At 66.4% G+C, this 18,477-nt stretch carries 26 protein-coding genes; 18 read left to right on the top strand and 8 right to left on the bottom strand.

All coding sequences use genetic code 11. From position 1 onward, the window contains the following. Positions 1-37 precede the first annotated feature (37 nt). Together QRM95_RS15490 and QRM95_RS15485 are read left to right on the top strand one after the other, a co-directional pair. The gene (locus tag QRM95_RS15490; RefSeq protein ID WP_285248426.1) at positions 38-442 is read left to right on the top strand and encodes a YidH family protein; all 405 of its coding nucleotides are present in this window, start codon (positions 38-40) and stop codon (positions 440-442) included. Further along, entirely contained in the window at positions 442-774 is a 333-nt protein-coding gene (locus QRM95_RS15485; protein ID WP_285248425.1) for a DUF202 domain-containing protein, read from the top strand. Before QRM95_RS15490 ends, QRM95_RS15485 begins: the two co-directional genes overlap by 1 nt. Before the next feature lie 9 nt (positions 775-783). Here the strand turns inward: QRM95_RS15485 and QRM95_RS15480 are convergent, their stop codons facing one another. Beyond that, entirely contained in the window at positions 784-1,182 is a 399-nt protein-coding gene (locus tag QRM95_RS15480) for a DUF3592 domain-containing protein (protein WP_285248424.1), read from the bottom strand. An 86-nt stretch (positions 1,183-1,268) separates the two neighbouring features. On the opposite strand from QRM95_RS15480, the gene QRM95_RS15475 reads away from it, so the two are divergent. Then, positions 1,269-1,505 carry a DUF2630 family protein gene (locus tag QRM95_RS15475; RefSeq protein ID WP_285248423.1) on the top strand — a complete coding sequence of 79 codons (237 nt, stop codon included), beginning with the start codon at positions 1,269-1,271 and terminating at the stop codon, positions 1,503-1,505. A gap of 82 nt (positions 1,506-1,587) precedes the next feature. Here QRM95_RS15475 and QRM95_RS15470 read toward each other — a convergent pair whose 3' ends face one another. Beyond that, the gene (locus QRM95_RS15470; RefSeq protein ID WP_026264390.1) at positions 1,588-2,274 is read right to left on the bottom strand and encodes a DUF2848 domain-containing protein; all 687 of its coding nucleotides are present in this window, start codon (positions 2,272-2,274) and stop codon (positions 1,588-1,590) included. A 158-nt stretch (positions 2,275-2,432) separates the two neighbouring features. On the opposite strand from QRM95_RS15470, the gene QRM95_RS15465 reads away from it, so the two are divergent. Continuing rightward, positions 2,433-3,842, top strand: coding sequence for an MFS transporter (locus QRM95_RS15465; RefSeq protein ID WP_285248422.1), 1,410 nt, complete (start codon positions 2,433-2,435; stop codon positions 3,840-3,842). Here QRM95_RS15465 and QRM95_RS15460 read toward each other — a convergent pair whose 3' ends face one another. Then, a complete protein-coding gene (locus QRM95_RS15460) occupies positions 3,843-4,499 on the bottom strand; it encodes a GntR family transcriptional regulator (protein ID WP_285248421.1) in 657 nt (218 codons plus the stop codon). It abuts the gene before it with no gap. A gap of 32 nt (positions 4,500-4,531) precedes the next feature. Here QRM95_RS15460 and QRM95_RS15455 point away from each other — a divergent pair, with 32 nt between their 5' ends. Further along, the gene (locus QRM95_RS15455) at positions 4,532-5,326 is read left to right on the top strand and encodes a carbon-nitrogen hydrolase family protein (protein ID WP_285248420.1); all 795 of its coding nucleotides are present in this window, start codon (positions 4,532-4,534) and stop codon (positions 5,324-5,326) included. A 324-nt stretch (positions 5,327-5,650) separates the two neighbouring features. Further along, positions 5,651-7,000 carry an ammonium transporter gene (locus QRM95_RS15450; RefSeq protein ID WP_285248419.1) on the top strand — a complete coding sequence of 450 codons (1,350 nt, stop codon included), beginning with the start codon at positions 5,651-5,653 and terminating at the stop codon, positions 6,998-7,000. Between the two features lie 80 nt (positions 7,001-7,080). Here the strand turns inward: QRM95_RS15450 and QRM95_RS15445 are convergent, their stop codons facing one another. Continuing rightward, entirely contained in the window at positions 7,081-7,707 is a 627-nt protein-coding gene (locus QRM95_RS15445) for a PadR family transcriptional regulator (protein ID WP_285248418.1), read from the bottom strand. Positions 7,708-7,885: 178 nt separating this feature from the next. Here QRM95_RS15445 and QRM95_RS15440 point away from each other — a divergent pair, with 178 nt between their 5' ends. After that, positions 7,886-10,057 carry a transglycosylase domain-containing protein gene (locus QRM95_RS15440; RefSeq protein WP_285248417.1) on the top strand — a complete coding sequence of 724 codons (2,172 nt, stop codon included), beginning with the start codon at positions 7,886-7,888 and terminating at the stop codon, positions 10,055-10,057. A 50-nt stretch (positions 10,058-10,107) separates the two neighbouring features. Here the strand turns inward: QRM95_RS15440 and QRM95_RS15435 are convergent, their stop codons facing one another. The 4 genes from QRM95_RS15435 to QRM95_RS15420 form a co-directional block, all read right to left on the bottom strand. Further along, entirely contained in the window at positions 10,108-10,707 is a 600-nt protein-coding gene (locus QRM95_RS15435) for a DnaJ family domain-containing protein (RefSeq protein ID WP_285248467.1), read from the bottom strand. A gap of 154 nt (positions 10,708-10,861) precedes the next feature. Further along, positions 10,862-11,359: an SRPBCC family protein gene (locus QRM95_RS15430; protein ID WP_285248416.1), complete on the bottom strand. Its 498-nt coding sequence runs from the start codon at positions 11,357-11,359 to the stop codon at positions 10,862-10,864. 12 nt (positions 11,360-11,371) lie between these two features. Next, positions 11,372-11,704: an ArsR/SmtB family transcription factor gene (locus tag QRM95_RS15425; protein WP_285248415.1), complete on the bottom strand. Its 333-nt coding sequence runs from the start codon at positions 11,702-11,704 to the stop codon at positions 11,372-11,374. Positions 11,705-11,782: 78 nt separating this feature from the next. Continuing rightward, positions 11,783-12,517 (bottom strand): GAF and ANTAR domain-containing protein, encoded by a 735-nt coding sequence (locus tag QRM95_RS15420; protein ID WP_285248414.1) that lies wholly within the window; start codon positions 12,515-12,517, stop codon positions 11,783-11,785. A gap of 289 nt (positions 12,518-12,806) precedes the next feature. Here QRM95_RS15420 and QRM95_RS15415 point away from each other — a divergent pair, with 289 nt between their 5' ends. From QRM95_RS15415 to QRM95_RS15365, 11 genes are all read left to right on the top strand, one after another. Then, entirely contained in the window at positions 12,807-13,004 is a 198-nt protein-coding gene (locus tag QRM95_RS15415) for a hypothetical protein (RefSeq protein ID WP_285248413.1), read from the top strand. Positions 13,005-13,199: 195 nt separating this feature from the next. Beyond that, positions 13,200-13,679 (top strand): Asp23/Gls24 family envelope stress response protein, encoded by a 480-nt coding sequence (locus QRM95_RS15410; RefSeq protein WP_018761007.1) that lies wholly within the window; start codon positions 13,200-13,202, stop codon positions 13,677-13,679. After that, complete coding sequence (locus QRM95_RS15405) at positions 13,676-13,867, top strand: DUF2273 domain-containing protein (RefSeq protein ID WP_285248412.1); 192 nt, start codon at positions 13,676-13,678, stop codon at positions 13,865-13,867. Before QRM95_RS15410 ends, QRM95_RS15405 begins: the two co-directional genes overlap by 4 nt. Next, the gene (locus QRM95_RS15400) at positions 13,864-14,229 is read left to right on the top strand and encodes a hypothetical protein (RefSeq protein WP_285248411.1); all 366 of its coding nucleotides are present in this window, start codon (positions 13,864-13,866) and stop codon (positions 14,227-14,229) included. The genes QRM95_RS15405 and QRM95_RS15400 overlap by 4 nt, the downstream gene beginning before the upstream one ends. Positions 14,230-14,231: 2 nt before the next feature. Beyond that, positions 14,232-14,813 carry a hypothetical protein gene (locus QRM95_RS15395; RefSeq protein ID WP_285248410.1) on the top strand — a complete coding sequence of 194 codons (582 nt, stop codon included), beginning with the start codon at positions 14,232-14,234 and terminating at the stop codon, positions 14,811-14,813. Beyond that, positions 14,810-15,430 (top strand): hypothetical protein, encoded by a 621-nt coding sequence (locus tag QRM95_RS15390; protein WP_285248409.1) that lies wholly within the window; start codon positions 14,810-14,812, stop codon positions 15,428-15,430. Before QRM95_RS15395 ends, QRM95_RS15390 begins: the two co-directional genes overlap by 4 nt. Before the next feature lie 33 nt (positions 15,431-15,463). Beyond that, complete coding sequence (locus QRM95_RS15385; protein ID WP_285248408.1) at positions 15,464-15,694, top strand: CsbD family protein; 231 nt, start codon at positions 15,464-15,466, stop codon at positions 15,692-15,694. Between the two features lie 114 nt (positions 15,695-15,808). Then, positions 15,809-16,375, top strand: coding sequence for an RNA polymerase sigma factor (locus tag QRM95_RS15380; protein ID WP_285248466.1), 567 nt, complete (start codon positions 15,809-15,811; stop codon positions 16,373-16,375). A gap of 2 nt (positions 16,376-16,377) precedes the next feature. Further along, positions 16,378-16,953 carry an anti-sigma factor gene (locus tag QRM95_RS15375; protein ID WP_285248407.1) on the top strand — a complete coding sequence of 192 codons (576 nt, stop codon included), beginning with the start codon at positions 16,378-16,380 and terminating at the stop codon, positions 16,951-16,953. Next, complete coding sequence (locus QRM95_RS15370) at positions 16,950-17,294, top strand: hypothetical protein (protein WP_285248406.1); 345 nt, start codon at positions 16,950-16,952, stop codon at positions 17,292-17,294. The genes QRM95_RS15375 and QRM95_RS15370 overlap by 4 nt, the downstream gene beginning before the upstream one ends. Before the next feature lie 132 nt (positions 17,295-17,426). Beyond that, on the top strand, positions 17,427-18,464 hold the full coding sequence (locus QRM95_RS15365) for a nitronate monooxygenase (protein WP_285248405.1): 1,038 nt from the start codon (positions 17,427-17,429) through the stop codon (positions 18,462-18,464). Positions 18,465-18,477 lie beyond the last annotated feature (13 nt).

The following is an 18,477-nucleotide window of genomic DNA, read 5'->3' as shown; positions in this document are numbered from 1 at the left end:
GGAGTCCCTGCTTTGACGGCGCGGCTACACTGGGCCCGTGACCAACAGTGAGCATCCGCCCGGGACCGCGCCCACGCCGCCGCGCGGACGGCTCGCCGAACGCCTGTTGCCAGGCGGCGAGGAACCGGACCCGCGATTCACCCTCGCGAACGAACGCACCTTCCTCGCATGGATCCGCACCTCCCTTGCGCTGCTCGCCGGTGGCATTGCCATCGAGGCCTTTACCTCAGGCCTCTTCATCGAGCCGGTCCGCAAAGGCCTGGCCGTCGTCCTGCTCCTGATGGGCATGATGCTCAGCGGTGGCGCCGCCGTGCGGTGGCTTCGCGTGGAGCGCAGCATGCGCAACAAGGCACCGCTTCCCCTGCCGTTCTTCGTCCCCCTGCTGGCCGGGGCAGGCGCGCTGGCAGCCGCCGTCGTCCTCGTTTTTATCCTCCTGCGCTGATGGCGTCCGGCGCACCCCGGCCGCACGGCGATCCGGGCCTCCAACCCGAACGGACGGCGCTGGCTTGGGGCCGGACCATGTTGGCGCTGGTGACGGCGAGCGCCTTCTTCCTGCGCTGGCTTCCCACCTACGGGCCGCCCATCCTGATGCTCCCGGCGGTGTCCGGGGGCGCCGCCTTGGCCATCTACCTCACCCAGCGCCGCCGCTACCGGGCGAGGTCGCACGGCCTGGCCGGGGAGAGCATCGAAGCGGACCTTTCGGCTGTGCTCTGGACCGCGGTCGCGGGCGTCGTCCTCGGTGCCCTGGGCATTGTGGTGGTGGCGGCGGGTTAGGTGCGGAGCCTAGAACATCGGCAGGACGAAGCCGCCCAACAGGGCTACGGTGCCGATGGCCGTCAGGCAGCGGCCCAGGACTGACGCCGTCCTGCCGGCCTCTTCGGGCACGGTGGCCTGCCACTGGGTGGGGCGTTTGGGGTGGTAGTAGATGGGCAACGTGTCCCCCACGGCCATGTCGCGGATGTCGTACGGGGACATGGGGGCGTTGTGCACCTGGTGCTTCCGGTCGTACCAGCGGAACCCCACGCCGGTGGAGTCCGAATACACCACGGCTTCGGCCACGTCCCACGGATTGATGAAGCGGCGGAGGAACCCGGTGTAGAACAGCAGTCCCAGCCCGGCGGGCAGGCACAACCAGGTCAGTACTTCCAGGATGGGACCTGCCATATCGAGCGCAGTGGGCATGAAATCGATGGTACAGCGCGGGGACTGGTGGCTTCAGCACCGGCTACGTAGGCTGAAGGTGACCGGACCGGAGTGAGGGGAAGCCAATGAATGATCAGGATATTTTGACGCACATCCAAGCCCTCGTTGAAGAGGAGCATGCGCTGCGCGAGGGGTCCACTGGAGGGCAGGCCCCGGACCAGGCCCGCCTGAAGTACGTGGAAGAAAGCCTGGACCAATACTGGGACCTGTTGCGACAAAGGCGGGCCAAGAAGGACTCCGGCGAAAACCCCAACGAGGCCCAGGCCCGCCCCATCAGTGAAGTGGAGGGCTACAGGCAGTAGCTTCGCGGCACGGAAGGGTTCTGCCGCCCCTGCGGGGGCCGCAGAACCCTTTTCCATGCCGTAAACGCCGCCGGCGGAGCGATTAGCCGATCGGCTGCGGCATCTGTTCCACAACGTACTGGACGTCCAGCGATTCTCCCGTCTCCGGATCCGCCATCTCCACCTTCCAGCTGCGGGCGAACTGGTTGACACCGCCGGTCATCGCCACGGTGCCGGAAATCAGTACGGTGCCCGGCTGGTTGAGCCCGCGCGCGGCCAGCACCTCCAGCCAGTAGTCGGGGGTCAGCAGGGCCTCGAGTGAACTGTCCTGGATGAGGGTGTCCGGGGTCTCCCCCTCCCCTACCCAGCCGCGAAGCGTGATGCGGTCCAGGTGGTCCCGCACATCGTCAAGCCGCCACGCCTTGCGGCCAAGGACGTCAGGGCTGGCGTTCTTGCTCCACGCCACACCGTGCACTTCGAGCTCACGGTCCGTGTGGTCGCAGGCGACGGTGAGCAGGACGCCGTCGTCTGTGATGACCAGCGCCCATTCCGCCTCGCCGGACGTCCGTCCGTGCTGGACCCGGACCTCTGATACCTGCTGCGCGAGGTAGGGCGAGACGGGGTACATGGCCGGAGTGGTGGTGGGGCCGGGCACGCCGAGCTCGGCAAGTTCTGCGATGTGGGCCTGCACCTCATCCTGCTCACGCCCTGCGTAGCCGGCATTGAGGAGGTGCCGGACCTGCACGTTCTTGATGCTGCCGTCGGGAAGTTCAAAGCTGAGAGCCGTCATGGTGCCGTCCTTTTCGAAGGCCGCGGAGCCGGTGCACCGCGGGAAAATTAACAAACCGGAAACCGGAAACAGTCGCCAATGTACATCCAGTATGCGTAATGTATACATTTAACGCCAGCGTGACAGGCGTCACCTCAAAATCCACCGTGGAGGACACAATGAGCAATTCTCCGGTTTCTGGTGCGGGCGCAGCGTCCCAGCCAGGCCCGCCAATCCGCCCCAAAGGCCTGGTCAAGGCTTTTGCGGCGAGCCTGACCGGCACGGCCCTGGAGTGGTACGACTTCGCCGTCTATTCCGCGGCGGCCGCCGTCGTTTTCCCCATCGTTTTCTTTCCGTCCTCAGATCCCCTGACGGGCACCATCCTCGCCTTCTCCACCTACGCGGTCGGCTATGTGTCACGGCCCGTGGGCGGTGTGGTTTTCGGGCGGCTCGGCGACCGGATCGGACGCAAAAAGGTCCTGGTCGCCACCCTGATGATCATCGGCGTGGCAACGGTGCTGATCGGTATCCTTCCGGGCTACGACAGCATTGGCATAGCCGCCCCGATCATCCTGGTGCTCCTGCGCTTTGCCCAGGGCGTGGGAGTGGGCGGTGAATGGGGCGGCGCAGTGCTGCTCAGCAGCGAATACGGCGACCCGCAGCGGCGGGGTTTTTGGGCCTCGGCCGCCCAGGTCGGTCCGCCCGCCGGGAACCTGCTGGCCAACGGTGCGCTGGCGGTCCTGACCCTGATGCTCACCGAGCAACAGTTCATCAGCTTTGGGTGGCGCATCGCGTTCCTGGTCTCCGCGCTGCTGGTCGGTTTCGGCCTGTGGATACGGCTCAAGCTGGAGGACACCCCCATCTTCAAGGCGATCGAAGCCCATGGCGAACAGCCGGCCGCGCCTATCCGGGAAGTGTTCAGCACGGAACTGCGGCCGCTGGTTGCCGCCATCCTGTGCCGGGTGGGCCCGGACGTGCTGTACGCGCTGTTCACCGTCTTCACCCTCACCTATGGCATCCAGGCGCTCGGCTACGAACGCAACCAGGTGCTCACCGCCGTGCTGGTGGGCTCGGCTTTCCAGCTGTTCATGATTCCCCTGGCCGGCGCAGTCTCGGACCGATTCAACCGGCGACTGGTCTACGGTGTGGGCGCCGTGGCCGGCGCCGTCTGGACCTTTGTCTTCTTTGGCGTCCTTGGCGGAAACAATGAGCCGATGCTGATCGCGGGCATCGTCCTGGGCCTGGCGGCGCACTCCTTTATGTACGGGCCGCAGGCGGCCTTCATCGTGGAGCAGTTCTCACCCCGGCTGCGGTCCACGGGCAGTTCACTGGCCTACACGTTCGCTGGCGTCATCGGCGGTGCCATCGCACCCTTGTTGTTCACCGTGCTGCTGTCGCAGTTCGGCACCTGGATTCCGGTGGCCATTTACGTTGCGGTCGCAGCGGCCGTGACCCTCGTGGGACTTGCCCTTGGCCGGGACAGCAACACCGTGGAGGACCAGGACTACCGCCTGCTGCTGGAGGGCAGCGCCGAATCCCGGGCGGCCGGCGAAGCGGCCCGCGTGTCCGGAGCAGGCGAAGGCCGGTGATCAGCTCCGCAGGAGGATGTCCCGCGTCACCGCGAGGTGATGGTCGATAGCCTCCTTGGCACGGGTGGAATCGCCGGCCACCAGGGCATCGAGGATGTCCTGGTGTTCGGCGCACACCGCCTGGCGCCTGCCTCCGGTGCGGAACAGCGCGGCAACGCCCACCAGGACCTGCCGCACATGGAGCTTGCTGTACGTTCGGGAAATGAGTTCGTTTCCGGCGGCGTCGATGAGCTGCTGATGGAAGAGCGTGTCCAGGCGGATGAATTCGCGGGCATCGTCCGGTTCATTGTTGTTCGGAATCTGCGCCTGCTGCTCGAGGGTGTCTTGCATTTGTCTGGCAGGCACCCGGTGTTCGTCAATGACAAGCTTGGCCGCATGGCTTTCGAGCACGCCGCGAAGTTCCATCAGTTCGGAAATCTCCCGGCCGGTGACCACGGGAACGTAGGCGCCCCGTTGCGGAATGAGCTCCACCAGACCGTCGGAGACCAGAAGCAACAGCGCCTCGCGGACCGGAGTGCGGGACACCCCGATGTCCGCCGCAAGTTCTTGTTCGTTGAGGAAACGGCCTTGGAGTTCCGGGTCCGTCAGGACGTTCTCGCGCAGGTAGGCGTACGCCTTTTCGCGGCCCGAGGCGGCCGAACCCGAAATTTTTACCATACATTATGTATACAACAGATCGGAGATCTTCCATGCGTATCGCCATCGCCCAAATCATCAGCGGCGCCGACACCGCAGCAAACCTCGGCATCATCAGGGACTACGCGGCCCAGGCGAAAAACGCCGGCGCACAGCTGGTGGTCTTTCCGGAGGCGGCAATGCGGGCCTTCGGAAACTCGCTGAAAGACATTGCCGAACCACTTGACGGCCCGTGGGCAGGCGAGGTGCGCCGTGTCGCCAAGGACCTGGACATCACCATCGTGGCAGGGATGTTCACCCCTGGAGCGGAAGGCCGCGTCCGCAACACCCTGCTGGTCACCGGCCCCGCCGTGGAGGCGTCCTACGACAAGGTCCACCTGTTTGACGCCTTCGGCTTCACCGAGTCCAAGACGGTGGACGCCGGGAAGGCGCCGGTAACGTTCGAGCTCGACGGCACCGTGTTCGGCCTGGCCACCTGCTACGACGTCCGCTTCCCGGCCCTGTTCACGGCCAACGCCAACGCGGGAGCACACGTCAACATTGTGTGCGCGTCCTGGGGAGCCGGTGAGGGCAAAGCCGAACAGTGGGACCTGCTGGTGCGCGCCCGGGCGCTGGACAGCACCACGTTTGTGGTGGCGTGCGGCCAGGGTGATCCTGAAACCATCGGCGCCGGCCCCGCAAGTGCGGCACCCACCGGAATCGGGCACAGCGCGGTCGTTACTCCCCTGGGTACCGCCCTGGTGTCACTCGGCGGAAAACCCGAACTCGCCGTCGTCGACATCGATCCGGCGTCCGTGGAGTCGGTGCGCGCCACGCTGCCGGTCCTGGCCAACGCCCGCAGCTTCTGAACGGGCGAATCGCCGTTCACGGCCCGGAAACATAGGGCAAAAAGACGTACGACGGCGGGTTCTCACCCTTGGAGCAGCCGGAACCCCGCGAATTCCGCAGGATCGCGGGGTGAGGCGCCCAGGGCGACCCGTCACGGTGGGGACGCGTTTACATTCCCGAAACATAGCTGATACGTGAACTTCACGCAGGAGCGATTTGTGTAACGCAGCCGCAACTTTAAGCGGCACTGGCTGAAACACGCGGCACGAAAAATAGACCGCGGGGGAAATGCCACGGGGCCAAAAGGGCCCCGCACAACGTTCACGCTGCGAAGGGACCCACCAGTGGAAATCACTGCCCAACACGTCTGGCTGATGATTTCAGCCGCGATGGTACTGCTGATGACTCCTGGCCTTGGCCTCTTCTACGGCGGCATGACCCGCGCCAAGGCCGCCCTGAACATGATCATGATGAGCTTCATCTCTTCCGGCATCGTCGGCGTGGTTTGGGTCCTGTGGGGTTACTCCATGACCACCGGCGACGGCGTGCTGGGAATCTTCGGCAATCCCTTCGCCAGCTTCGGCCTGCAGAACCTCATTGGGTCGCCGGACCTGCTCAAGGCCGGGTACAGCGCCACTTTCGCCATCATCACCGTGGCCTTGATCAGCGGTGCCATCGCCGACCGCGCCAAATTCAGTGCCTGGGCCCTCTTCGTGCCCGTCTGGATCACGGTGATCTACTGCCCCCTCGCCTACATGATCTGGGGCGGCGGCCTGATGAGTGCAGGCGGCGCCGTCACGGCAATCTTCGGCCAGGTCATCGACTTCGCCGGCGGCGCGGTGGTGGAAATCAGCTCCGGCACGGCCGCACTGGTGCTCGCCATCATCGTTGGCCAGCGGCACGGGTTCGCGAAGGACCCCAACCACCGCCCCCACAACATCCCGTTCATCATGCTGGGCGCAGCCATCCTGTGGTTCGGCTGGTTTGGCTTCAATGGCGGCGCCGCAACCAGCGTGGAGCAGGCCGGTCTGATCTGGGTCAACACCTTGATAGCCCCCGCCGCGGCGATGCTGAGCTGGCTGGTGACCGAAAAGGTCCGCCACGGGCACCCGACCTCCCTGGGTGCCGCCTCCGGCGTGGTTGCCGGCCTGGTCGCCATCACGCCGTCCTGTGCGAACATCAGCCCGCTGGCGGCCGTCGGCCTGGGCCTGGTTGCCGGGGTTGCCTGCTGCGTATTCGTGGACCTCAAGTACCGCTTCGGCCTCGATGACTCCCTGGACGTGGTGGGAGTCCACCTGGGCGCGGGCCTCATCGGCACCTTGGCGCTGGGATTCATTGCCCTGCCCGTAAACGGCCAAGGAGGCGGACTCTTCTACGGCGGTGGCATCCAGCAGCTGGTGGCCCAGGCGGCCGCAGTCGTCATCACCCTGCTGCTCTCCGGAATCGGGACGGCAATCATTGGCCTGGTCATCAACAAGACGGTCGGATTCCGTGTCAGCCATGAGGCCGAAACCGCCGGCGTGGACCTGTCCGAGCATGCGGAAACCGCCTACGCCTTCGGGGAAATGGGTTCGGGCTTCAGCGCCCTGGGCCACATGCTGACCCACCACACTGCCCACGCCTCCGCGACCGCAGCCAAAGCCGCGGCACCAACCAAGACCGACGTCCCCGCCAAGGAAGACGCGTTCGCATAGATTCCCGGCCCGGGAACTCCTTTCCCGGGACTAGGGTCCGGGCGGAGCCGGCGCCCGCCGGCCCGGCCCGCCCGGAGCTGCTAGTCGGCAAGGATCTTGTAGAGGGCCCGGCGCGTTTCATCCATCTTTTCGACGGCTGCAGCACGCTGTTCCTCCGTAACACCCGTACGGAATTGATGGATGGCCCCCAGCAGCTTCCCAATGCTTTGGTGGAAGTCCCGGTCTGCGCTGTCGGGCTCAGCATTCCAGGCGTTTTCCATCTCCTCTGCATGCTCTGCCACATACGCCTTGCCCGCGTCCGTGAGCGCGAACTCAGTTCCCCGGCCCTCGCTGAGCGCCTCGATCAGCCCTTCGTCCACCAGCTGCTGGAGGGTGGGGTAGATCGATCCGGGGCTGGGCCGCCACATGCCACCGGTCTTCGTGGCGATGGTCTTGATCAGCCCGTAACCGTTGGAAGGCGCCTCAGCCAGGAGGGAGAGGATGGCCGCGCGGACATCCCCCCGGCTGGCCCGCCGGCCGCCGCGGCCAAAACCGGGACCAAAGCCCGGGCCGAACCCGGGTCCAAAACCGGGTCCAAAACCAGGACCGAAGCCGGGCCCAAAGCCTGGCCCGCGGTGCCCGTGCGGACCCCTATGGGCCCTCCCCCGTTCGAAGCGGCCTTTGGCGAATTCCGGGCCCGAGTGCTTGTCGTCGAATATGCCTTTCATAGCGGCATCGTCCTTTCACTTCAGGTATCTCGCTGATTCCTTCAGCGATAGTTAACGATATGTCGGTAACTATCGCTGGTCAAGACTTTGGCGTGACCAAATCCAGACCTTCGGGCCTCTGTTACGCCGGTGGCCGGCGGCGTATCCTAATCACACCCTGGAGCACGAGGGCTGAGGAATGGCGAAGAAGCGGAAGCGCAGGCATGGATTCGGCGCAGCCGTGGGACGGCTCGTGGGGTTCATTGCAGCCAGCATCCTGTGTGGCGTACTGGCTGCCAGCCTGGTGGTCCCGGCAGTGGCGGCCGCGGGCCTCGGCGTCAGCTCGTCCATTGGATTCTTTGACAACCTGCCTGCGGAAATGACGGTGCAGCCGCCGTCGCAAGCCACCAGGGTCCTGAGCGCCGACGGCCAGCCGATCGCGACCCTCTATGCGGAGAACCGCGTTCGGGTGCCACTGGACCAGATGTCACCCTTCATCAAGGACGCCATTATTTCGATCGAGGACAGCAGGTTCTACGAGCATGCCGGGGTGGATCCGCAGGGCATCCTCCGCGCACTGTTTTCCAACCTGACCAAAGGCGGCGAGCAAGGGGCGTCAACCATCACCCAGCAGTACGTCACGAATGTGCTCAATGAAGCGCAGCTTTCCCAGGACAGGCCTGATGCGGTGGTCCTGAGCGGGCAGAAAAACCTCGGTGACAAGCTGCGGGAGATGAAGCTGGCCATCGCCCTCGAGAAGAAGTACACCAAGAACCAGATCCTTGAGGGCTACCTGAACATCGTTTTCTTCAGCAGCAACGCTTACGGGATCGAGGCGGCGGCCCGATACTTCTTCAGCACCACGGCAAAGGACCTTACCCTGCCGCAGGCGGCCCTGCTGGCCGGGCTGGTGAACAGCCCCACGTTCTACAATCCGGACACCCATCCGGACAACTCGGCAGTGCGCCGGAACCAGGTCCTGTCCGAAATGCTGCGCCTGGGCAAGATCACCCGGGCCCAGCATGACGAGGCCGTGGCCGCTCCCATCGAAGTGAAGATCACGCCCCCGGAACAGGGGTGCGCTAATGCCGCGACGGCGCCATACTTCTGCGATTACATTTCCCACCTGATCCTGGACAATCCCGCGTTCGGGCCAAGCGAGGCCGAACGGGAGCGGCGGTTGTACCGTGGCGGACTCACGATCGTGACCACCCTGGACAGCAGGCTCCAAGCTGCGGCCCAGGCACAGGTGGACGGGACGGCAGGCGCCAACCCGGACCGCTGGGCCGCATCCCTGGTGAGCATCCAGCCGGGCACCGGCAAGATCCTGGCGATGGCCCAGAACACGGTGTTCCTTCCGCACCCTGGCAAGTTTGACACGAACCTGAATTTCAACGTCGACGCCAAGGACGCGCAGGGGAACGACCTCAACGGGGCGGGCGGGTTCCAGCCCGGATCGACCATGAAGCCGTTCACGTTTGCCGAGTGGCTGAACGAGGGGAAGGCCCTTACGGCGGTGGTGGACGCGTCACGCCGGGTCTATCCCCTCGACTTCCCGTGGAAGGACAGCTGCGGCAAAGTACTGGGCGCCTATGACACTGCGCAGAACAATCCCACGCTCGGCGCAGCGGACGACCTGCAGAATGCCGAGGACGGCTTCTACCGGCCAATGCCTGTCAATTTCGGCCTCTACAACTCGATCAACACCGCTACGTTCGCCTCGGCAGCACAGCTCGATTTCTGTGGCATCCAGAAGATGGTGGATTCGGTGGGCCTGCATAGCGGGCTGGACAGCACGCCGGTCAACATGCACCAGCTGGGCAACTTGCTGGGCGGCACAGGAGTCGCGCCCCTGACCCTTGCGAACGCTTTTGCCACCTTCGCCACCGAGGGCCGCTATTGCACGCCCATTGCCCTGGTGGAGGTCACTGATGGCGCTGGCGCGAAACTTCCCGTACCGGCCCCGGACTGCCGTGACGCCGTCAAGCCTGATGTAGCCCGTGGCGTGAACTCGGTGCTGCAGGACGTCTTGAAGCGGGGATCAGGTGTATGGATCAACCCGAAGGTGCAGGACAAGTTCCCCACCGCAGCCAAGACCGGAACGTCGAACAACAACGGCTCCACCTGGGTGGTGGGCTACACCACCGGCCTGGTCACCGCGTCCTACTTTGGGGATGCCCTGGGAGGCCAGAAGCGTGCGGGCCAGAACGTCACCATCAACGGCACGTTCTATCCCAGCCTGGACGGATACATGATTGCCGGGCCGCAGTGGGCCGACTACATGCTCAAGGTGGCGGCCCTGTATCCCGCAGCACCGTTCGCGCCGCCACCTGCATCGATGATCGGCCCAAATCCGACACCGAAGCCCTAGTATCCGAAGGCCTGATACCAGCGCGGGATCGGCCTGCGCCATAAACTGCGCTACCCCCGGCCGGGCCCTTTCCACAGCCGCTGCCACCAGGAACGCGCGGGTTCCGGCTCCGCGGGAACTTCCACAAAGCGCGCTGCCCGGCGGCTCCGCCAGCTGTCCAGCTCCACTTGGACGTCCCGCGTCTTCGTGATGACGGGCGGACCGCCCTGCAATTGCCGGCGCGCATCGACCACCCGCCTGTTGAAGTCCTGCAGGAGGTCCCGGACCTGCTGTTCCGTGGGCAGGGCGTCGAGCGTTGCATCGAGCTGGGCGTCCTCAGCACGGAGCAGGATGGCGGCCGGCCCCAGGCCGCTGATATTCTCCCGCTGGATCAGCCCCTTGACCCACCAATCCGGATCATAGGAATCGCCAAGGCCTGGGATCGGTTTGCCGGCGTACTTGAGGTTGTCGAACTTGCCCTGTGCCATGGCATCGCGGACCAGGTACTCCGCCCGGGCGGCGTCGCTGACTTTCCGGCGCTTGTCTCGCTCCTGGGCATCCAGGGCGTCCAACGCGGCTTCTTCCTCGGCACTGATGCCCGCGCCCCGGTAGGAGCGCACCTCGGCTGCCCGCTCCAGCCGCCTCCGGAATCCCGCCGACCCGCCACTCATTGCCGCCACCGCCTCACCTCAGGTTGGTCCGCTTTCCAGTATTGCGGCGCCGGCTTTTGCGTTCAACGCCCACCGGCGGGCAGGCGACGGCGGGACGTCCCGCCGTCGCCTGCCCGCCTGGGGCCGCCGCAAGGCTCCTGCTGGTTGCCCGGTTTCAGATGTTGGCGTGCTCTGCGAGGATGCCGTCGATCTGGCCGGCGGCCAGCGTCATCCCTTCCTCCATGCCCATGGCAACCATCTGTTCCAGCTGCTCTTCGGATTCGAACGCGGAGTGGATGGTCATGCGCGTCCGCTCCCCCAGCGGCTCGAGCGTGACCGTCGCATGGGTGACGCCCAAGTCACCCGCAGGGTTTCCGTCGCTGTCCGCGAACCCGTCGTCGAACTGAAGCTCCCGGGGAGCCTCGATGGCCGTGAACTCCCACCAGCCATGGGCCTTCTCACCCTCCGGGCCGGTCATGTAGTAGTTGGCGCGCCCGCCGGGGACGAAGTCGTGCCTGTGGAACGTGGCCGGCCAAGTGGGTGGGCCCCACCAGCGCTCGAGCAGGCGGGGATCTTCCCAGAGCTGCCAGACCCGTTCGACGCCGGCGTCGAACTCGGCGACGAGCGTGAGGGAGAGCGCCTCGGGATTTTTGTCCATACTGATGACTGTCATGGCCGTGCCTTCCTAACCTTCAGCAAGAATGTCTGCCATCCTGGCGGCCCGCTGCCGCCAGATCTGTTCGTATTCGTCGAGCAGCCGCCGGGCTTCCTGGAGCCCTTCGTGGTTGCCCCGGACAACCTGCTCCCTTCCGCGTTTTTCCTTCGTGACCAGCGATGCGCGTTCCAGCACCGCCACATGCTTCTGGACTGCGGCGAAACTCATGGCATAGAAGGCCGCGAGCCCGGACACGGTGTACTCGCCCACCGTGACCCGGCGGACGATGTCACGCCGGGTGGGATCGGCGAACGCCTGGAAGAGGCGGTCAAGTTCGGACTCGCGGAGCTGATCTACAACCATTTGGTTGCACGTTAGTCCGCCGAAATCCGGGTGTCAATGGATTTCCGAAAACCCAGGACGCCGGCAGGGCCTGCGCTTCTACGCGTCGAAGTGGGTCTTCACGCCATTGCCGGGCAGCTGCTCGATAAGTTCCTTGGCGACATCCCGGAGTTTCCGGTTGCGGTTGCTGGAGACCCGGGTGAGGATATCCATCGCTTCCTGCTGGGAGCAGCGGTTTTGCGCCATGATCACCCCGCAGGCAAGGTTGATGGCGGTCCTGCTCTCCAGGGCAGCTTCCAGGTCGTCCGCACGGTTCCGGGCCGTATCGATCCGCACCGAGAGGTGCAGCGTATTGCGGGCCGCAGCCGCGAAACCCGCAGCCTTGCCATACACGTCCGCCGTGAAAACGCCAGGCCGGGTGGCGAAGAAATTCAAGGCAGCTCCGGCATCGCTGGTGATTTCCAGCGGCACACCGAGGGTGCTGTGGACGTTGCGTTTGACCAGTTCCTGGTTGTAAGCCTTCCACCGCGAATCCTGCGCGACGTCGTCAATCAGCACCGGGGCCATGTCCCGGAGGGCCCGGAGGCAGGGCCCGTCGCCCAACATTTGTTCAACCTGGTCCAGTTCCAGCGCACGGGCGCTGCTTGCCGCCGCAGTGGAGGGCCGCCGGCGGAGCTGGAGGGTGACGGCGCACTCGATCCTGGACCCGGCGGCGTCAGATACTGCCTCTGCCGCCAAGCCGGACAGGCCGGACAGGAATTCCACGGCATTCCCGGCGCCCACCAGGATCTCCTGCAGGTGATGAACGGTCTCGTTATCGACAGGATTCAGCATGGCTTTATCCTACGGTTGCCCCGCCCTCCGAAAGAGTCGCATGTCGAAGGACAAGGGCCGCGCCCCTGGCTCGAACGTGACGAAAAACACCCGCAACAAAGCACTTTTTGGTTCCGGGCGCCGTTCCGGCTTGGGCACTATGGATATGAAGGGCGGGCAAGCTCCCGCCCCGAAATCCTGGTGACGCAACGAGGCCCACCGGTGAGCGCAGGCCACCGATCCCCGAAGCGTGGACAGGCCACTCCAGCGGCCCGAAGGGGGCCGCACTGACGAAGGAAAGTACTGAACAATGACGTTTAACGCTGCCAAATCCGTGACGCTGAAGATCTGGGACCGGGCCTCTTTCCACGAGACCCTTGATTCCGCGGTCACGGACCTTTCCACCCGGCACAACACCACCACCTGCCGCATCGCCGTCACGTGCAGCGGACCCAACACCTTCACGCTGAGCGTCCGAAGCGACGAAGCGGCCCTCGCGGCCGTCTAAACAGCACCCCGCGGGGAGTGGACGACGACGGGACCTCACATCGCCGCCCACTCCCCTTTTTCACGCCTTTAGTCAGATGTGACAAGGGTCACACCAAAAACCGCGTGACGTTTTCCGCCCTGGCCCCGTCCTTACTTGTGAAGGCGCAGAACGCGCCCTTGGAACCCTATTCCAGAGCAAACAAGGAGTGACGCAATGACTACCCAGGCGCAGAACCCCGCAGCAGTCCAGCAGAAGAAGGCAGCCACCGCACCCGGCCATGAACTGTCCCCCGCCAACGGCGCGGACGGCCGCGGACGCACCACGGTGGCCGACGGCGTGGTGGCAAAGATCGCCGGCATCGCCATCCAGGAAATTGACGGCGTGTACGCGCTGGGCGGTGGGGCAGCCCGCGCCATTGGCACCCTCCGCGAGAAGGTGGGCCAGAAGGACCTCACCCAGGGCGTCAGCGTGGAGGTCGGCCAGACCCAGGTGGCCGTGGATGTCACCTTGGTGGTCGAGTACCCGCACCCCCTGCAGCAGGTGGCGGACCGGGCCCGCGATGCCGTCTACACGGCAGTGGAAGACCTGGTGGGCATGGAAGTCACCGAGGTCAACATCACCATCACAGATATCCACGTCCCGTCCGAGGGCGATGACGCGGACGACGCCGAGCGCGAACCGAGGGTCGCATGACCCCCGTCGTCGCCGGCACGGCCGCAGGGGCCGTGCTGGCTCTGGCCGCCCTCGCCTTCGGTTTCTGGGGCTTCCTGCTGACGGCCATCTTCATGGCCATCGGCGCGCTCCTGGGCCGGGCGGCCGAGGGGCAACTGGACCTCGGCGCCGTGCTGGACGCCCTGCGCGGCCGGCGCTCGTCGTCGTGACCCGCCGGGGCCATACCCGGATCGCCCCGGCTGCCCTGCGGCACACCTTGGAGGCCGTGGCAGCCGGCGCGTACGGCGTCCCGCGGGATGACGCTTCCGCCGCCCTCCGGGACGATGCCGGAAAACTCGGGGTCGATCTGCAGATGCGGCTCCCTGTTCCCCCGCTCCTGGACCCGGCCCCGGCGGGAAGGGAGCAACACTCCACCTTCGAGCAGGCAAACATTGCCCGGCTGAGGATCGCCTTCGCCGGGCGGCGGATCACCGGGATGGACATTGGCCGGATCAACATCCGGCTCACCGCGGCACCACGGGCGGCCAAGGAAGCCCGCACGGACCGGGCACAGCAACAGGACGGGAGGTAGCCATGAACCAGGGCCGCATGCAAAAGCGGATGCTCCGGAGGGAGACGCACTCATCGCGCACCGGACTGTCCGTGGCCTCGGCCGTGCTGCTACTCGCCGGCTTCCTGTGGCTGGGGACCGAGTGCGTCCTCGCGCTCCTGGGCCGCGGCCCGCTCGTGGCCAGCCCCGATGCCATGGCGACTGCCGTGAGGGACCTGCCCCAGGCGGTGCAACCGGCCGTGATGACAGCAGCCGGCGCCGCGGCGGCGGTACTCGGTGCCGCGCTTCTCGTGGCTGCCGTCAAGGGTGGCCGCCGGGGCCGGCGGGCCATGCACAGCGAACGCCTGGCGCTGGTGGTGGATGACGAAGCCATTGCCGCCGCCGTTTCACGCCAAGTGCGCCTGGCCGCCAACCTGGCGCCGGAGCAGGTGAGCACAACGGTGGGACGGCGCCGCGCGCACGTGTCGGTCCGGCCGACGTCGGGCCAGCCCCTTGACCGGGAAGTGCTCACCGAAGCGGCAGCCCGGGAAGTCGCTTCCTGCCGGCTGGCCAGGAACCTGGCAGCGGACGTGACCATCGCCGCGGAAGGGGCAGTAGGACAATGAACAACACGAACAGGGCAATGAACCGGACCTTCCTGGCGCTTACCGGAGTGATCCTGATCGGCGCTGGAATCCTGGCGGCGGCCGCCGGACTGAACGCGGACGTGCGCACGGGCTGGAGCGCCGCAGCCGGCAGCGCCTTGACGGCGTGGCAGGCCCTGCGGGACACCGCGCCGTCGCCGGAACCGGTGGGCAGCTGGTGGTCTTTGGCGGCGCCGGCGGTGTTGCTGCTCGGGGCCCTCATCACCATTCTCTGGTTGGCCCGCCAAGGCGGTGGCAGGACCAGGACAGCGGCGCGGCAGGATGACGCGGAACTGGGCGACACGGCGGTAGAGATCTCCTACCTGGCGGCAGCCGTGGAGGCGGCGCTGGAAGGCAACCGGTCCGTCGTCGGGAGCTCCCTGACCGCCTGGCGCCGGCGCGGCTCGAAAAATACCGCGCGCACCTCCCTGCGCCTGACCCTCCAGGCACGCCGCGGCGCTTCGCCGCGGGAGGTGGCAGACGTGGCCGAGGACCTGGTCAGCGCCATCGATGCGCTGCTGGGCCATCGCAATGACGTCCTGGTCCGAATAGGAACTGGAACCAGGACCAAACTGGCCCGGGCACTGCGCGCGGGCTAGCAGGAACCGAACACGACAGAAAGGCACACCCTCATGGGACTCGACGACAAGCTCAACAACGCGGCAACCAACCACCTCGGCGCCGCCAAGGAAGGTGCCGGCAAGCTGACCGGCAACGAGGAACTGGAACGCGAAGGCCAGCGGGACCAGGCGCAGGCGAAACTCCAGGAAGCCGGCGAAAAGGTCAAGGACGCAGCCAAGGGCATCGGCAGCAACCTCAAGGACGCTACAGCCAAGGTCAAAGAAGGTTTCCGCAAAGACTAGCCAATCCCAGCGGCAGGCCCGCGGCACCGCCACGGCGGTCCGCGGACCTGCCTGCCGCGCGTCCGGCGTTCGCGGCGATAGTGAAAGCAGGGTTCGGTGACAGGTTCACCCTTGATGCGGGACCAGTTGGATTTGGTCCCCGATGCCATTTTGGTGGGCAGGGCGGCCGACGGCGACACGGCGGCCTTCGAAGCCCTCGCCCGGCGCTACGGCCCCCACATGCGGGCCTCCGCGCGCAGGCTGACAGGCTCCTACGCGGACGCCGACGACGCCGTGCAGGAAGCACTGGTCCAAGCCTGGAAGCAACTGGACACCCTGCGCGACCCGGCGGCCGTCAAAGGCTGGCTGCTGCGGCTTACGGGCAGCCGGAGCATCGATTTGCTGCGCCGCCGCAGGAACCACACCAGCCTGGCCGGCGGGGAGGACGACGCGCCGCCGGACACTGTCTCGCCCGGAGCCGGGCCCGAGACCGCAGTAGTGGCCGGCGCCGGCATTGAATCGCTGAAGGCGGCCCTGGCAACCCTGCCCGAAGAGCAGCGGCGCTGCTGGATCCTGAAAGAGATCAACGGACAGAGCTACGAAGAAATTGCGCAAACCCTGAACATCAGCCCAGCCAGCGTCCGGGGGCGGCTTGCCCGTGCCAGGACCGCCTTGGTCCGCGAAATGGAGGATTGGCGATGAGCATGCCCCACGACACATTCGAGTGCGGCCACACACTTGAGGAACTCAGCGTCTACTTGGACACCGGTGAATTCGCTGACCCGCACCACCTCGAATCCTGCCCGGAGTGCCGCAACGGCCTCGACTCCCTCCGCCGGCTTTCCGCCGCCGGCAACGAGCTCTTTGCCAGCGACGTTGCCGCGGCCGGCAGTGGTACGGACGACTGGATGAAAAACATCCTGGCGAACCTGGCCTTGGAACTGCGGCCCGGCCGGACCATTCCGCTGCAGTCCGAGGACCCCGCCGACACGCTGTCCGAAACGGAAGGGGCAGTGCTTGCGCTGGTCCGGTCCGTGGCTGACAACCTGCCCGGGACAGTCGCCGGACGCGTAAAGCTCGACGGCGACGTCACCCTCCCGGGAGCGCCGGTGACGGTCCGCGTGGACCTCGCCGTGCTGTTCGGCCAGCATCTCATGGACAGCGCGGCATCGCTGCGGCAGGATCTGGCCGAGGCGCTGGCCAGGCACACGGAATTGACCATTGCGGCCATCGACATCACTATCACCGACGTCATCGACGCCCCCCGGGAGGAACAGTGACCACACCCTTGAAGAACGTCGTCATGGCGGTCGACGGCGTCACGGAAGTATTTCCCGCACGGACCCTGTGGCAGCGGCTTCCGGCCCGGGCCGTCGCAGTACTGAACCGCCAGGGCACTGAGCCGGAGGACGACGCACTGGTGGACGTCCGTGACCAGGACGGCCGCACCCAGGTGACCGTGCGGGTAGGCGTCAGCGCGGAGGCACGTACCCCGGACGTGGTCCGGGGTGTTGCCGCCGCGGTCCGGAAGCACTTTGCCCCGGCGGACGTCTCCGTAAAAGTCACGGTGGCGCGGATCGCGCCCGCAGGCCCGGTCCAGGACGGAAGCCACGACGCCTAGGGACGTTCCGCCGCCCGGCCCGGCCCTGTCACGGCGGGTTCAGACAACCGGCTCCTGATTCGCCGCTTCGTGCCGGAAGCCGGACCGGCGTAGCATTCGTCAGGTAGGCGCAGCCGGCCCGGGAGGCATGAGTTGAACAGCGAGCGGAAACCACGTCGGTTCAGTCCCGGGTCCCTGGAACTGCCCGTTATCCAGGCGCCCATGGCGGGCGGGCCGTCCACTCCGGAACTGGCGGTAGCGGTCAGCGCCGGCGGCGGCCTGGGTTTCCTGGCCGCCGGGTATAAGACGGCGGACGCGATGCGCGCCGACATTGAAGCCGTCAGGGAACACACGGGCGCACCCTTCGGGGTCAACCTCTTTGTCCCCCAGCCCTCCGTCATCACTCCCGAGGCCCTGCAGCGCTATGCCGCCTCGCTTGCCCCGGACGCCGAACGCTTCGGCGTCGAACTGGGGGATCCACGGCACGACGATGACGGCTGGGAGAGGAAGCTGGAGGTCCTGCTGGACCTGGCACCGGCGGTGGTGTCCTTTACTTTCGATTTTCCCGGTGCTGACGTTGTGGATTCCCTGAAGAAACGCGGCGTATACGTCATGGCCACGGTGACGGGCCGAGACGAGGCACTCCAGGCACTTACCCGGGGTGCTGATGCCCTCTGCGTCCAAGGTCCCGAGGCCGGCGGCCACCGCGGCACCTTCAACGCCGCCGGCGCCCCGCCGGAGGTGCCCCTGCACGGGATCCTCGAGGAACTGTCCGACCTCGAAGTGCCCCTGGTCGCGGCCGGCGGGATCACCACCGCGGACGAAACGCGGGCCGCCCTCAGCGTCGGTGCAGCAGCCGTCCAGGCCGGCACGGCGTTCCTCCGCGCCGACGAAGCTGGAACCAAACCGGCGCACCGGGCGGCGCTGGCGTCCCCGGACCACTTCACCACCACCGCCGTTACCCGCGCGTTTTCCGGCCGCAATGCCCGCGGGCTGTACAACGCGTTCATGCGCCGCCATGACGCCGATGCCCCCTACGGGTACCCGGAGATCCATCACCTCACCACTCCCCTGCGTGCCGCGGCGGCAGCCGCGGGGGATCCGGAAGGGCTGAACCTCTGGGCAGGCATCAACTACCGGACCACCATGGCGGGCCCGGCCGCGTCGATCCTGCGAAGCCTCGCGCCCTGAGGCCGGTCCGGCG

Source organism: Pseudarthrobacter sp. efr-133-R2A-89, from assembly GCF_030209315.1.
Classification (GTDB): Bacteria; Actinomycetota; Actinomycetes; order Actinomycetales; family Micrococcaceae; genus Arthrobacter.
Note: the sequence above shows the minus strand (reverse complement) of the source record. Positions and strands in the feature narration are given on the sequence as shown.